The 15,170-nt window shown below is 41.8% G+C and carries 10 protein-coding genes; 5 read left to right on the forward strand and 5 right to left on the reverse strand.

Annotated elements, in window-relative coordinates:
* Positions 1-66: 66 nt before the first annotated feature.
* Positions 67-1,635: an L-serine ammonia-lyase, iron-sulfur-dependent, subunit alpha gene (locus BUR11_RS02990; RefSeq protein ID WP_074223336.1), complete on the forward strand. Its 1,569-nt coding sequence runs from the start codon at positions 67-69 to the stop codon at positions 1,633-1,635.
* A gap of 25 nt (positions 1,636-1,660) precedes the next feature.
* Here BUR11_RS02990 and BUR11_RS02995 read toward each other — a convergent pair whose 3' ends face one another.
* Positions 1,661-4,387: a DUF6797 domain-containing protein gene (locus BUR11_RS02995; protein ID WP_074223337.1), complete on the reverse strand. Its 2,727-nt coding sequence runs from the start codon at positions 4,385-4,387 to the stop codon at positions 1,661-1,663.
* Between the two features lie 229 nt (positions 4,388-4,616).
* The gene (locus BUR11_RS03000) at positions 4,617-6,335 is read right to left on the reverse strand and encodes a M28 family peptidase (protein ID WP_074223338.1); all 1,719 of its coding nucleotides are present in this window, start codon (positions 6,333-6,335) and stop codon (positions 4,617-4,619) included.
* A gap of 175 nt (positions 6,336-6,510) precedes the next feature.
* On the opposite strand from BUR11_RS03000, the gene guaA reads away from it, so the two are divergent.
* From guaA to hemL, 3 genes are all read left to right on the forward strand, one after another.
* Entirely contained in the window at positions 6,511-8,040 is a 1,530-nt protein-coding gene (gene guaA, locus BUR11_RS03005; RefSeq protein ID WP_074223339.1) for a glutamine-hydrolyzing GMP synthase, read from the forward strand.
* A 186-nt stretch (positions 8,041-8,226) separates the two neighbouring features.
* Positions 8,227-9,876, forward strand: coding sequence for an ABC transporter substrate-binding protein (locus tag BUR11_RS03010; RefSeq protein ID WP_074223340.1), 1,650 nt, complete (start codon positions 8,227-8,229; stop codon positions 9,874-9,876).
* A gap of 3 nt (positions 9,877-9,879) precedes the next feature.
* Positions 9,880-11,172, forward strand: a complete 1,293-nt coding sequence (gene hemL / locus BUR11_RS03015; protein ID WP_074223341.1) for a glutamate-1-semialdehyde 2,1-aminomutase — start codon at positions 9,880-9,882, stop codon at positions 11,170-11,172.
* A 220-nt stretch (positions 11,173-11,392) separates the two neighbouring features.
* On the opposite strand, the gene BUR11_RS03020 is transcribed toward hemL, so the two are convergent.
* Positions 11,393-12,475 carry a DUF3667 domain-containing protein gene (locus tag BUR11_RS03020; RefSeq protein ID WP_074223342.1) on the reverse strand — a complete coding sequence of 361 codons (1,083 nt, stop codon included), beginning with the start codon at positions 12,473-12,475 and terminating at the stop codon, positions 11,393-11,395.
* A gap of 92 nt (positions 12,476-12,567) precedes the next feature.
* Here BUR11_RS03020 and BUR11_RS03025 point away from each other — a divergent pair, with 92 nt between their 5' ends.
* Positions 12,568-12,921: a Spx/MgsR family RNA polymerase-binding regulatory protein gene (locus BUR11_RS03025; protein WP_074223343.1), complete on the forward strand. Its 354-nt coding sequence runs from the start codon at positions 12,568-12,570 to the stop codon at positions 12,919-12,921.
* Here BUR11_RS03025 and BUR11_RS03030 read toward each other — a convergent pair.
* Complete coding sequence (locus BUR11_RS03030) at positions 12,918-14,300, reverse strand: c-type cytochrome domain-containing protein (protein WP_084560849.1); 1,383 nt, start codon at positions 14,298-14,300, stop codon at positions 12,918-12,920. The two genes, BUR11_RS03025 and BUR11_RS03030, sit on opposite strands and share 4 nt — an antisense overlap.
* Positions 14,293-15,168 carry a sugar phosphate isomerase/epimerase family protein gene (locus tag BUR11_RS03035; RefSeq protein ID WP_074223344.1) on the reverse strand — a complete coding sequence of 292 codons (876 nt, stop codon included), beginning with the start codon at positions 15,166-15,168 and terminating at the stop codon, positions 14,293-14,295. The genes BUR11_RS03030 and BUR11_RS03035 overlap by 8 nt, the downstream gene beginning before the upstream one ends.
* Between the last annotated feature and the right edge of the window lie 2 nt (positions 15,169-15,170).

Raw genomic sequence — 15,170 nt, forward strand, 5'->3', positions numbered from 1 at the left:
CTGTCTCTGGATTATTGTCTTAATCAGTTAAAAATCAATATATTGAACTAGCTAATTATTGACCCTATGAGTTACCCAAGCATTTTCAACGACGTCCTTGGTCCCGTGATGAGAGGACCATCCAGTTCCCATTGTGCAGCTGCTTTACGAATTGGCAGAATTTGCCATGACTTAATGGATGGCCGCATTTCAACCATTGAAATTGATTTTGACCCCGATGGCTCATTGGCTACTACCCATAAGGATCAAGGTTCGGATATGGGCTTGTTTGGTGGCTTTTTAGGCTGGGAAGCAGACGATGAACGGTTAGTCCATTCAGAAATTCATTTAGGAGCTGCAGGGATTCAATATAAAATAACGATCAAAGAACTGGAGTCCAAACATCCAAATACCTATCAAATCACCTTAAGTAACCCTTGGGAACAACACCAAGTCATTGCCAATTCTACAGGAGGAGGAATGATTGAGGTAATAGAAATTGATGGAGTTCCGATCTCTTTGGCAGGAGATAAATACGTTACCTTGATTTACGCAAATGATTTAGCAATCGTGAATCATTATTTGGAGCAAACTGGGGTGTGGGAGGATTTTGATGTCATTGCTGGACCTGGGAAGTTTGTCATGTTGACCGGATTGTCATTTTTAGAAACTACCCTACTGGAAGAATTAAAAGAGCTGGATGCTGTCTCCCAAATCAAACAGCTCAAACCGGTACTACCTATTCTGGCAAGCAAAAACCCTAAAGTACCCTTCATCACCTGTGATGAAATGTTTGCCTATAATGAAGACAAGAATTTAAGTTTGTGGGAATTGGCACTTAAATACGAAAGCATGCGGGGCAATATCTCTGAGGAGGAGGTGCTATCCAAAGCAAATTCTATTCGGATTATTCTAAAAAATGCAGTTGAAACCGGACTGAAAGGGACGGAGTTTGAAGATCGGATTTTAGGACCTCAATCGGTGAATTTCAAATCCATGATGGAAGGGAAAAAGCTGATCGACGCAGATGTGCTCAATCGGATTATCATGTACGTTTCTGCCATTATGGAAGTAAAGAGTTCCATGGGCGTCATCGTTGCCGCCCCTACAGCAGGATCTTGTGGAGCCATGCCAGGTGCAGTATTGGGAGTTGCGGATTCCTTGGGGCTTTCAGAAGAAGAAACCAATAAAGCCTTGTTAGTCGCTGGATTAATTGGAGTATTTATCGCTGCGCATTCCACCTTTGCTGCTGAAGTAGGAGGATGTCAGGCAGAATGCGGTTCAGGTTCTACTATGGCTGCTGCTGCCATTGTCAGTTTGGCCGGGGCCAGTTTGAAACAAAGTATTGCTGCCGCTTCCATGGCCTTGCAAAGTTCTTTGGGAATGATCTGTGATCCGATTGGAAACCGAGTAGAAGCCCCTTGTCTCAATAAAAATGTGATGGCTGCCTCCAATGCCTTATCCTGTGCCAATATGGCCTTGGCCAATTACGATCACTTGATACCTTTGGACGAAGTGATAGAAACCATGTATGCGGTAGGCAAAAGCATCCCAAATACCTTGAGATGTACCAATTTGGGTGGTCTTTCTATTACCAAAACTGCCAAAGAAATCGAAAGCCGATTGGAGCAAAAGCAATTCTTTAAAAGCTGCTAACTTTCCGTTTTCTTAACTCATGGTTTTACAAAACTGAAGAATTTCCCAGTTGGTGAATGGTATTCTGTATGGAACCTACGAGTTCTTTTCCATCCTCATCTTGAAGTTGGTACTGAATCTCCATGACCCAAGTAGGTTGGATTTCAGGGATACTCAATAAAATCGTTTTTCCATCTTTGTCCAATTCTACTTTTGATACGTTTATGGTCTTCTCATTGTAATGCTTGGACCCATAGTTTCTGGATCGTAACAAGTCCCAGGTTTTGACCGTGTAGTTTGAAATCTGCTGAACACTTTCCTCATCCAATGAGGCTGAAAATGTTAATTCAATGCCTGTTTGAGTGGCTTTGATTCCAATAGGAACAACTAGCGGTTGATCTACCTTTCTAATTCTATAGAGTCCACCTAACTGGGGTTGGGTAGAACCCCAGGCAGAAAGTCCACACAGGTATAGTTGTCCATCACCAGGGTTGAATCTCCCTCGCATGACTCCTGTAGAGAATCTTGGGATGGGTAATTCCACGATTCCCCCCTGGACTTGCTCTCCCACGGTTTCATAAGGAATCACAAATACTTTTCCATAGCCATAGGAGAGGTTCAAAAGCTTTCCATTGAGTGGTCCCCATTTTTCACTGTCTACCCAGAGAAGTTCAGAGGGGGATTGATCAATATCCCTTTCCACCCAAACCAATGGAAGCTCCATGCCACTTTCGGTGCTGTCAGCTGGAGGATTGTAACCAAACATATTGCCGTAAAAACCACCTTCTTTGACCCAATTGATTCGGTTCATCGGATTCCAATGACCTTCCTGATCTGTTACGATAAAGGTCCCGTCGGGATTGAGACATACGCCATTGGCGGCTCGAAATCCGCTGGCAATGATCTCCGTATTTTCTCCGTCTTTGCTTACTTTAATCAAGGTCCCATGTTGGGGGGTCAGTGCTTCCCTGGCATGTCGACCACTCTTTGCATAATAAAAATTCCCCTCTTCATCCACTTGAAGTCCCATGGCAAATTCATGGAAGTGATCGGTGACCATATGGTCATTGTTGAAACTTTCATAGAAATCTGTTTCTAGATCCCCATTCAGGTCCTGAAGACGAACCAGTTGGTCTCTACATGTAACAAAGATTTCCTCATTGACCACCTTGATTCCCAGGGGTTGGAATAGTCCCGAAGCGATTCTCTTCCAGCTCAGTTTTCCGGAATCTTCCAAAAACCCTTCTACAAGCCACACGTCTCCATCGGTAGAACAAATCACCCCTTTGTTGGGATCTTTGAAGAAGTCCAGACCGCTCAGTCTGAATTGATTTTTCCAGGGACTATCAAAGGGAGGGTTCATGATGTCTACCTGAAATGGTCCATCTTGCCCACCTCTTAAAATTTCAGTGTTAAGCTTTTCAGGATACCTGGCAGGCCCACCTTTGGTGAAGCTACTTAAGTCTTCTGGTTTAGGAGCAGAGTTGGCCAATTCCTGTAGCCCAGCGTTTCCTTCCTGGGCCATCCATAATTTCAATTGGATGGTTTTCCCACTTTCAATTTTCAAGACATGGAAACCTTCTTCCTTGGTTAAACTGGCACCTTCTCCCGTCAAGGCCACTGTAGTACTGCTCGGCGCTACTCTCATTTTTAGGGTTTCTTCCGAAGGAGTGAGGTGGAGTGTTCTGGTGAAAACAGGCTGATCATCCAGCGTTTCCAAGCCAAAAGCCTCCAAAAGCTTGGCGTTTCCCACGGTGTAGGATAAAACTACTCGGTCCCCATATTGATAAAGCCCTTTGTAATGCGTCCATTCCCTGGGCAAAGGGCCAAACTTCCGTTGGTCCCGAGCTGTAAACCTGGGGTCTTCAAAACTTCCGGTCTTGGGGTTTGCCCAGCCGGGTGCTACGGGATTTTCAAAATGAAGTTCACCAATGGTTCTTGGGGAGATATTGTGTCTACCATTGAATAATATTGCCTCCCAATCAATAAAACCTTCTCCAGTCCAAGCCCCTGCTACACGCATCAGGTCATGGTCAAACATCATCCACGCTTTTCCTGCCGCTACCCCTCCAGGCCCTTGATCCAATCGAATTGCAATGCCTTTGTATGCGAAATTTGAATTGACCAGATTTTCATCGGGGAGGGGAGCTTTGCCTGAAGACCGCTCCCTAGGAGCAGCGTCCAAACCGGCCAACTCATACGTGTTGATCAAGAAATTACCATAATCCATTTCTGCCCAAGGCTTGAATTCCTTGGGTTCCGGACCTATGTTGGTTCCGACTGGTAAGCTTGCCAAGTAGGTGGAATCTACTTCAACGAATTGTCCCGGGTTTTCCTCTTTCAAAAAAGTCTCTCTCAAGTAATTGATGAGATCATATTTTTCTACTGGGGTCAAATTGACTTGTGGAGGCATGGAGCCATAGCCCCGGGTCAGGGTTTGGTAGATGGAATAAGGATCTTTGCCCACCTTAAATTCGTCTTTCCAAAACTTAAAAGCATTCGGCATGGACCCTTCCTGATCTGGGTTTCCATGGCAATTAAAGCAAATGTTGTTGTAAATATGTTCTCCGGTTCGAATGGACTCGCCTTGCCGATCTCCCCAGGCAGATATCAACCGTTGATGGTCTAAGTTTTTTTCGAATGCCGGAAGATCTGACTCCGACAAAGTAAATCCGGAAGTACTTTTTTCATCAGAATCCTTGTTGCTGGAATCACAGGAATCAAAAATCAAGAGAAGAGAAAGAATGCTTAATCCAAGGACCAGTTTTTTCATAGGTTGATTTGATGGGTTTATCAAAAAAAGCGATTTCCTTCCTGCATATTTGCGGGATAGAGAATATGAAAAATACATATTTCTCAGGGCGAATGGTACTATTCATGGAATTTTCTTTCGAAAAAGAAAATTGCTTCCTGAATAGATATTTACCGGTCAAAAAAATGAACAATAGGTAGAATCAACCAGATACTAGATGATTTTTAGAGGGGATATATTGTTTCCTTGATTATTGAAAGGTTAGCTCTCCCAATTGGTTTTTGATGGCTTCCTGTGCATCTAAGATTTTTTTGAGCGTACCAGGATGGTCTACTGTCAAAAGATCTTTTACCGTATCCAAGGTTTTTACATAGTAATCTGACCAGGTATCGAGAATCTCTTGTTCCTCTTTGCTGGATCCTCCTGCCGCTATTGAAGATTTGCTCAACTCATATTCGGTGGTTAATCTTTTCTGTGCACTGGCTGCGATTAAATCGACCATTTGCTCGGCTGTTTGATTTTCTCCATTCAAAAGCGTGTAGGCCGAGACCAAAGCTGCAGTCCCGACATTGACCATCGTATTTTGGGAAACTTTGTCTAATCGATCCTGATCGGTATGGTAGAATTGGTCGGTAAAGTGCCAAAGCAATAAACCCGGGATGTCGGCTCTTAAAAATGGGGTATGGTCTGAACCTCCTTCAAAAGGGTTGGTTTTTACTACCCAATTTGCATAGGCGCCTTGCTCCTCAAAAACATAAATCATGAAATCATTCAGATAATGGGGTTTCATATCTTCCTTTTCCAAAGGCCTACCGCCCCATTCTGAATGTTGGTCTTCTCCCCGGGTCCAAATGGCACTGGGATCAGGCATTTTTTCGATCAGGAAGGTTCCCCCGGTGATCTCGGTGTTTTCACCCACCATATCCAACGATATTCCCCAGTTGATTTCTGGTTCTCTTTTTTCTTCTTCCTCAATGTATCTACGGGTAGAAATAATTTCATCTCCCCATAAAAAGGTCAGGGTTCTCTTTAAATCCAATTCACCCTTCTGAACGAGATCTGCGGTAATCTGTGCCATTTCCAATTGAGTCCCAACGCCGGTAGCATTGTCATTGGCACCAGGTTCTTGGATATGCGCCGAGAATACTAAACTTTCCATAGGAAGCTCAGAACCCTTTACATTTGCTACTACAGTCAGTTCTTCCCAATCATAAATCTTAGTTTGGATGTTGACATGCACAGAAACAGGGCCTTTTTCTAATGCTGCTTTCAGTTTTTCTTTGGCTTCGTAGGAAAGCGCCACTGCCCAAGCAGGTTTTTTTGCATCATATCGAAGACCTCTAAACTGAATGGATTTGGTGTTCTTGCTAGGTTGAAGGTAATCCGGCATATCATAGGTGAAGATTCCCAATGCCCCGCCTTCTTTCACAGCGGATTGAAAAGCACGGTAGCCTCCTTCGCCTGCAAATATGATTTTTCCTTCTACATCCAGGCCTTTCAAGGCTTCTTTGTTTTCAACGTAAATAACTTCCGCTGTAATCCCCTCTTTTGGAGTGGAAGAAGAATATTGGTACATCAAATGCCGATTGGTGGAAAAGTCCAACAGTTTCTCAGCTTGCCCAATAATTTGAACGGATCCATCCACGGGTTCCCAGGTGGGTCTTTCCATTTTTCTGGTTTCGATTCGGTAGGTCAAGCGATCTTCACTGGTAGCATTTTCCTCTAAAACATACCCAGCTTCTTCCAATTTGGAGGAAATACGGTACACCGTATTGTTGAACCCTGTATTTCCTGCTACCCTCCAATATTTTTCTACGAAGGCAACGGTTTCAAAGGCCTCTTTTCCTTCAAATTTGGGTCTGACCAATTCGAAATAGGAATTGGTGGTTTGAAGAAGGCTCTTCTTTTGGGAAAATACTGAAACAGATTGGATAAAAAGGAGCAGAAAAAGGATGCCTGACTTTTGCATAAGGAGAATCTCTATTCGTAATAAGCTGTAAATTTTATGGATTTTAGTTTGAGAACCTACCCGCTGAAGTAATTCTATCTATTGTTTTGGGGAGGATAGAAAAATAAACCAAACATTATTCGGTAAAATATTTCATATCATTTCCTCAATTTGCCTGACCTGCTTACCTTTGCGCATGGCAGAACAAATCCTAATCCTTGATTTCGGTTCTCAGTACACACAACTCATCGCCCGAAGAGTTAGAGAGCTGAACGTTTATTGTGAAATCCACCCTTATAATAAAGTACCAGAAATCACTTCCGATGTCAAAGGAGTGATCCTTTCAGGTTCTCCTTGCTCCGTAAGAGAGGCAGGTGCTCCTGATTTGGATTTGGATGTTTTAAGGGGAAAATTACCATTATTGGGCGTTTGCTATGGTTCCCAATTATTAGCTCAGAAATATGGAGGAGAAGTTCTCCCTTCTGAAATCCGGGAATACGGCAGAGCAAATTTAAGTCATATTGATACCCATTATGACTTGTTGAAAGAAATGAGTCATGGTTCACAGGTGTGGATGTCTCATGGAGATACAATCAAGGAACTTCCCGAAAATTTTGAAGTGATCGCAAGTACCGACTCCGTACGAGTAGCTGCGTTCAAAGTAAAGGAGGAAGAAACCTACGGTATTCAATTTCACCCTGAAGTAACGCACTCAACAGAAGGTAAAAACCTACTTAGAAATTTCGTGGTTGGTATCTGTGGATGCGCGCAGGATTGGACTTCTGATGTATTTATCGATGCTACAGTTGCTGAATTGAAAGAGAAAATCGGATCCGATAAAGTGGTGATGGGACTTTCCGGAGGCGTAGATTCATCGGTAGCTGCTACCTTGATCCATCGAGCAATTGGTGATCAATTGACCTGTGTTTTTGTAGACAATGGATTGCTGCGTAAGAATGAATTCGAAGAAGTATTGGATTCGTACAAGCATATGGGCCTGAACGTGATCGGTGTAGATTCCAAGCAGAGATTTTACGATGCTTTGAAAGGATTAACAGATCCAGAAGATAAAAGAAAAGCGATAGGTCGTGTTTTCATCGAAGTATTTGATGATGAAGCACATAAAATCGAAGGGGTAAAATGGTTGGGGCAAGGAACGATCTATCCGGATGTAATTGAATCTGTATCAGTGAAAGGTCCATCTGCAACGATCAAATCTCACCATAATGTGGGAGGATTACCCGATTTCATGAAGCTTTCTGTAGTAGAGCCATTGAATACCTTGTTCAAAGATGAGGTACGTGAAGTAGGTAGAGCATTGGAAATTGTGGAAACAATTATTGGTAGACACCCATTCCCAGGGCCAGGTTTAGGAATCCGGATATTGGGAGATGTCACAGCTGAAAAAGTCAAAACCTTACAGGAAGTGGACCATATTTTTATTCAAGGTCTGAAGGATCATGGTTTGTATGATCAGGTTTGGCAAGCAGGCGCAATGTTGCTGCCCATTCAGTCGGTAGGGGTGATGGGAGACGAAAGAACCTATGAAAAGGTGGTTGCATTGAGAGCAGTAGGCTCCGTAGATGGAATGACTGCAGATTGGATCCACTTGCCGTATGAGTTTTTGGGCAAAATCTCCAATGAAATCATCAACCGTGTCAAAGGGGTAAATAGAGTTGTCTATGATATCTCTTCCAAGCCACCAGCAACGATCGAATGGGAATAAACCCTTAGGGCGTTTTTGGAGCCACGAAGATCTTGTAATACAAGCGGTTGTATTATATATTGTTAAAACCCGAAGTAACAGCTTCGGGTTTTTCATTTTGATTAGCTTTCGGCCTAAACTTTGGGTTTGAAAATATTGGGTTAAATTTGCAAACCCTGTTTTGATGTTCGATACACTTTCAAATACATGAGAAAATATTTCTTATTACTTTCCGCGTTTTTCATAATCACCGTCAATTTTGCTCAGAATATTCCTGCGGACTATCAAAAGGCCCAAAATTTCCTGAATTCAAAAAATTATTGGGAGGCCATGCCTTTGTTCCGAGAGTTTTTGGATGCAGATAAATACGGGAACCTTTCCAATTATGCGGCATTCCATATTGGTGAAGCAGCTTTGGGGGCCAATCAGCCGGAGCAGGCTATCACAGCCCTTCGTTTGGTATCCGAAAAGGTTTGGACAAAGTCAGATGAATCTAAGTACTTATTGGCTTTGGCTTATTTCCAAAACCAACAAAATCAAGAGGCCTTGAAAACCATCAAAGGAATCAAGAAAGAATCTGTGAGGGAATTGGCAGAGAATGCAACTTTCGAATACCTCAAGCAGACCAGTGCCAGCTTTATGGTAGCCAATCTTCAAGAATTCAAAGAGAATAAAGGATATACTGCCGCCCTTAAAATGGTTTTGGAAAGCCAGACTATTTTGTCAGCAACGGAAAGAGCAGCCTATTATGAACTTCAGGGAAACGCGCAGGGTGTAAATACTGTCAAAGACATGGTCCTGGATTTTGTGGTGATATTGCCATTTACAAGTTCCCCCAATGCGCCTGCTTCTTCCGTGGAGGCGTCCAGTTTTGTGTTTGAGTTATTTCAGGGTATCAAGTTCGCAGTCAATCGTTTGAAAGAGGAAGGAAAGCAGGTAACGCTTCATACCTTTGATTCCAAGCGCGATATGAATCATTTGAGTGAGCTTTTGAAAGATCCGGTCATGGCAAAAGCCGATGCAATCATAGGACCTATCTATCAGGATGAGGTGGATTTGGTGAGTTCTTTTGCTGAAACATCCAAAATCCCATTGATTCACCCTCTTTCTAATTTGGGTGAGCGATTTGAAAATACAGAATACACCTATCTTTTTAGACCTTCCGTGGCCTCTCTTTCCAGAGGAGTAGTGGATGCGTTGAAGAAGCAGGGCTGGGGAAAGAAAGTAGCGATTGGATACAGTGGAAGTTCCCGTGATGAAAGAACAGGTCTTTTATTGAAAGATCAGCTGACTGCAGCAGGATTTTCAGTCATCGATGAGCAGCAAGTCAACCCTCGCAATGTGATTGACTTCCTACAACGACAAGGCATTAGAACAGGGATGGATAGTGTGGAATTAGAAGTAGATCAAATCATCTTATTAACGGATGACCCTTCTATCGCTCAGCCTACCTTTGGATTGATGGAATCGGTGAATGCTTCTGTTCCATTTTTGGTAATGGACTCCTGGTTGGGATTCAATTTTGCGAATTATGAAATGCTGGAGTTTCCCAACTTCCATTTTATTTCCAATAATACACCCAGGTTCCATGCGGAAGCCATGCAGCAGTTTAAGGATAATTTCTATGCCCAAAACCTAGTATATCCGAGCTTAAATGCAACTATCGGGAGAGAGTTGGTGTTTTGGTTATCTTCAAATATGGGTCCAAGCAAGGGCTTTGATTTGAGAAGAAATTTGGATCAGTCCGCCTTCCAAACAGGTAAAGTGACTTGGGGATTTAATTTCCAGAATAGCAATAATAATCGATATGTCCCTGTATTCAAGATGGAAGAAGGGGAATTGAAACCATTACAGTAATACATGCAAATTTCAGAAAGTAAAAGGCTGTTTGCCCATGCTCAACAATTCATTCCGGGAGGCGTAAATTCTCCTGTTAGAGCATTTCGTGCTGTGGGAGGAGAGCCTCTATTTATTAAAAAGGCAGAAGGTGCCTATTTGATGGATGAAGATGGAAACCAATTCATTGAACTAATCAATAGCTGGGGGCCTATGATTTTGGGACATAATCATCCCATGATCAAAGAAGCAGTATTAAAAGCCATGGAAGATGGTACTTCCTTCGGAGCTCCAACTGCCAAGGAAATTGAAATTGCTGAATTAATTGTCAGTATGGTTCCTTCGGTAGAGAAAGTACGAATGGTAAACTCCGGAACTGAGGCAACTATGTCAGCAATCCGAGTAGCCAGAGGTTATACTGGCCGTGATAAGTTTATCAAAATGGAAGGGAATTATCATGGACACGGAGACTCATTTTTAATTTCAGCAGGATCTGGAGCCATGACCATGGGAAATCCAGATTCACCCGGCGTGACGAAAGGAACAGCCAAAGACACTTTGTTGGCGCCCTATAATGACTTGGAAGCCATAGAAACATTGGTAGCTGCAAATAAGGGAGAAATTGCTGCCTTGATTTTAGAGCCAGTGCCAGGAAATATGGGACTTTGTCTTCCTAAAGCCGGATACCTTCAAGGCCTTCGGGATATTTGTACCAGAGAAGGAATTGTATTGATTTTTGATGAGGTGATGACCGGATTCAGATTGGCAAAAGGGGGAGCCCAGGAGCTTTTTGGAGTAATTCCTGATATGACTACGTTGGGTAAAATCATAGGTGGAGGAATGCCAGTAGGGGCCTATGGTGGGAAGAAAGAAATCATGGAATTTGTTTCTCCTTCAGGACCTGTTTACCAGGCAGGAACTTTGTCTGGAAACCCCATTGCCATGGCAGCTGGATTGGCCATGTTGAATCATCTCAATACGCATCCAGAAGAATATGCCAGATTGAATCATATTGGTGAATTGATCTCTGATGGAATCATGGCAATCAATAAGGAGCTTGGTTTGAATTACACGGTCAATAGGCTAGGTAGCATGTATTCTATGTTCTTTACAGATCAGGAAGTGTATGATTTTGCTACCGCTAAGGAATCAGATACGGCCCTGTTTGGGAAATACTTCCAAGCCATGTTGAAAAGGGGAGTATACCTAGCTCCTTCCCAATTTGAAAGTTTGTTTTTATCCACTGCCTTATCGGATGAATTGATCCATAAAATTCTTCAGGCACATAGGGAAAGCATGATAGAACTGATGCACTAATAGAAACCGGCTTTTAGCCGGTTTTTTTATTTCAATCCAAAAATAATTTTTAGAAAACCTGCCAAAAATACCCAATAATGGGTATTTCGCTGCATATTCATAACACGTACCTTTGATCTAGTTGATAAGTTTAAAAGAAGAGGTTGCTTAGTTTAACTTGATATTTAACATATTTTTTCTTCTATTTTTTGGGAACCTGTTTCATGCAGGTTTTCTTTTTTTAAAAGGTTTTCAGGGAAATGTATAACTCAAAAATCATCGCGAAAGCCAAGCCTGTAAAATAAAATAAGCCCAGGATCCAGAATTTTAATAGGGTTTTAAACCATCCTTGTTCGGATACATTCAACATGGATACATAGGTGTAAGTAGAGACTCCAATAAAGGCCAATAAGAAAATCAATGGGATCGCTATTTGTAATTTTGCCATCCATAGAATTGCCAATCCATAAAGAAGGTAGGCAAAGGAATGAATATGAAGTCCATGGATTAAATGTTCTACATAATATTTCTTACTTCGAATGTTTAATAGCCATAAAAGAAAAGCGAAGAATGGCAGTAATAAAAACATCATCAAGGGAAGGTTCTGGGCAGCACTTGAAATGAACAGACTGGAATTGGCTATAAATCTCCTTTTTTGAGGTACATCCAGACCTAGTGAAACATTGAAGGAGGTTTGGGACAACGCTTCAGAAAAGGTCGAGTCTGAAACTTCCGGGTCAATAGACATTGCCCTTAGCCTTTTCCAACTATTTTGGGAGCTTTTTATGGAATCTTGAACCAACTGATCAATATCTTCCAAGTTTTCGGAATTCAATTGCATGGAGTCAATAGTGATACCAAGTTCTTTTACTTCATCCAGTTTACCTGTTTTGTTGAGAGAATCAAATGTTTCACTTGCTCTCGAATTGATCTTCATTAATCCCTGACTATCTTTTTCAACCCCTTCTGGAGTGATTTCTCCACTCATGATTCGATCTACTAGATCTGCTGGAATGACCATGGAGACAATGAAAAAATAAAATAGGGAAGTGATTAAATACAAGCGGATAGGATGAATATATTTTCTTCTTTTTCCTTCATTAAATGTGTTGGTTAGCTTCCCGGGATGAAATAAGAAAACCGGTAGGGTTTGGAAAAAGACCGTTTCGAAGTTTAAATAATTGGAAATAAAATCTTTTAAAAAACGGATAATGGTAACCCTCTGGTCCACGTTTTCTTGCCCACAAAATGAACAGAAATTATCTGCATTCGTGAGCTCTTTGCCGCAATTGAGGCAATGATCCAGTTTTCTTGAGTCTTTCAATCGATGGTTTTTTTCAGGAAAATTAATCTATCAGGTTCAAATTAATACAGCTTTCGACATAACCCTTAAATTTGTTTGAAAATAAAAGCAACATGGCAGTAAAAGTATACGGAATCAAGAATTGTAATACCATGAAAAAAGCATTTGACTTTCTTCAGGAAAAGGGAGTTGATTACGAGTTTTTCGATTACAAAAAACAAAAACCTACCAAAGAATTATTAGAAAGTTTCTTGACCAAGACGGATTTGGATTCATTGATCAACAGGAAAGGAATGACCTTCCGAAAATTGGATGATCAAACCAAAGAGTCCTTAAATGATGCTTCCAAAGCAATCGATTTGTTGATTGATCACTCCAGTATGATTAAACGCCCTGTCATCGTCTATCCGAATGGAGCTTTGACATTGGGCTTTGATCCAGAGGCGATCAGTGAACAGTTGGCTTAATACTCAATCGTATCAGTTGGGAGAGGTGGAAGTTGATAGAGCTCATTCTCTAGGTAGAAGCTGAGGTCCTTTGGGATTTCAGCTTCTGATAGGGGTGTTTCAAAGGCAAACACTTTTTCCAAAGAAGGATGATTATTGAGGAGATTCAGTTGGTCAAAACTGATGGCCGTGTTATTCAGATAAAGATTTTTTAAATGCTGATTTGAATTTAAAGCAGCTAATGTAGAACCTGAAATCTCTGTTTGGTTTAATTTCAAAACAGTCAAGTTGGGAAGACTCGAAATGCTGTCCAGGATGGGGTCTGAAATTTCTGTGCCTGTCAAATCAAGGTAAACAATTTGATTTTTAACAGGGGTTAATTTAGTCCAGTCCTGATTGTTAAAGTCTTGAAAATTGATACAAGAAATGAGTAACCAATTCGACTCTTCGGATACCCGTTCGGCAAAAAATCCCTCAGATTTTAATTGATCAAGGGTTTCGGCCGAAGCGGCTTCTACTATTTGTTCTGGGTAAAACGGCTTTTCAACCCGATGAAAGAAAGGTTCCAGGGTTTCTGCTGAAATAGTGGATTCTCCAAGTTTGGAATCGGTGGTTCCTCCTAATTCTATCCATGCTTTGATTAGTTCTATGGCCTCTTTTTGAGGTTGTCTTTTTTCCTCAGGAGGCATATGGTCTTCATCGTCCTTGGGTAGAATCAACCGAGCGTACAAGGAGCTTTCCTCAGCATTCCCTGCCATCAATACACTTCCACCTTCTCCACCTTTCAATAGTGCTTCGTAGGAGGTCAGATCTAATTCTCCTTTTAAATTTTTGGGGTTATGGCAACTCTTGCAATTCTGATTGATGATAGGTTGCACCACCTGATCATAATAAGCCAATTGTTCCCATCCATGTTCCGGAATGACCAACCCTTGTTCAGCTTGCAAATCTACACCCATGAGTTCCTGGACTTCTGGCGGCAACACTTCAATAAGGTATTCTTCTCCATGGGTAATGTTTCCTCCCAAATGTCCAGTAAGAAGCATCAGACCAAAAAGCCCTGTGGATTTCCATTTTAAATATTTTGGAAATACGGACTCCTTGTTGACTTCGTAAAAGAGCCAAAAGGAAGCTAGCGCAGTGGACCAACCTAGCATAAAGTGAAACTGGACTGTATCCCATGTAAAACCTTCGTATTGGTATTGAAGAAAGCCAGAAACTGAAGAAAGGACTGCAGCGATTCCTCCTAGCAAAAAAGCAAGCCGGATCGCATCCAAGTGTTGATTGGAGTCTTTTTTAGAAAGAAAAACAAGGATGATCCCGAATGCCAATATGCCTATGGGAAGGTGAACAAGGATAGGATGAAACCTTCCGAATAGCGGTAAAATGAAATCAATCATGTGCGAAACGGGCTTGAATTGCTTTCATGATATATACATTGGCTTCCCATTGATCTGCAATGGGTTTATTGGTAAATGGAATGGTTGGTAAATACGGTGGAGGACCGAATTCCGTGGTAATGGTAAAAATTTCATCGTTGGAATTCCGGATGATTTCTTCCCATATATCCAAATGGACCTTTACTGCATTTTCCCATTCAGGAGCAGCTGGATTATTGATTTGTGGTCCTTCTGCAAAGCCCACCCGTGCATGAATATGATGGACAGCAGGCATGATTTTTTGAAGGTTGGGATCGTTTTTGGAGATCAATCGTTCGTGCACTACCATCCAATGGCTGATATCCAAGGTATATTTTAGATCAGGAAATTGCTCTAACATGGCAACCGCTGCAGGCAAGGTATAGGAAAATCTTCCTCGATGGGTTTCGTGGATGATTGGAATTCCAGATTCTTTGGAATAAGCGTCAGCCACTTTTATAAATGCCAAATTTTGTTCAGAAGTCCAGAAATCATTTCCCGTGTGGTTATTGACCTTGACTGGTTTCCAAGATACTATCTCTTTCAATCCTGCTTCATAGGATTTTAATGCCTCCTCAAATGGAAGTCCTCTATTGGTCCCGTGGAGGAAAATGACTTTGAGTTGATACTTTTCCAGTCCTTCTTTTAGGGTTGCTCTAGCTTCATCAGACCCTGGCATCCAAACTTCAATACCATCATATCCATCGGATTTCACCTTGGCCAAAAACTCATCCATAGGCAACTCATTTCCCCAATCAGTCTGGAAGAACATCAGTTGATGTTGGGCCAACAGGGTAAGGGGGAGTAATCCTAAAACTAGGAGTAGGATTGTCTTATTGGTCAATCGCATGT

The organism is Algoriphagus halophilus, assembly GCF_900129785.1.
Taxonomy (GTDB): domain Bacteria; phylum Bacteroidota; class Bacteroidia; order Cytophagales; family Cyclobacteriaceae; genus Algoriphagus; species Algoriphagus halophilus.

Coding starts and splice junctions, on each gene's coding strand:
- BUR11_RS02990 (WP_074223336.1), top strand. CDS start 67: ATGAGTTACCCAAGCATTTTCAACGACGTCCTTGGTCCCGTGATGAGA.
- BUR11_RS02995 (WP_074223337.1), bottom strand. CDS start 4,387: ATGAAAAAACTGGTCCTTGGATTAAGCATTCTTTCTCTTCTCTTGATT.
- BUR11_RS03000 (WP_074223338.1), bottom strand. CDS start 6,335: ATGCAAAAGTCAGGCATCCTTTTTCTGCTCCTTTTTATCCAATCTGTT.
- guaA (WP_074223339.1), top strand. CDS start 6,511: ATGGCAGAACAAATCCTAATCCTTGATTTCGGTTCTCAGTACACACAA.
- BUR11_RS03010 (WP_074223340.1), top strand. CDS start 8,227: ATGAGAAAATATTTCTTATTACTTTCCGCGTTTTTCATAATCACCGTC.
- hemL (WP_074223341.1), top strand. CDS start 9,880: ATGCAAATTTCAGAAAGTAAAAGGCTGTTTGCCCATGCTCAACAATTC.
- BUR11_RS03025 (WP_074223343.1), top strand. CDS start 12,568: ATGGCAGTAAAAGTATACGGAATCAAGAATTGTAATACCATGAAAAAA.
- BUR11_RS03030 (WP_084560849.1), bottom strand. CDS start 14,300: ATGATTGATTTCATTTTACCGCTATTCGGAAGGTTTCATCCTATCCTT.
- BUR11_RS03035 (WP_074223344.1), bottom strand. CDS start 15,168: ATGCGATTGACCAATAAGACAATCCTACTCCTAGTTTTAGGATTACTC.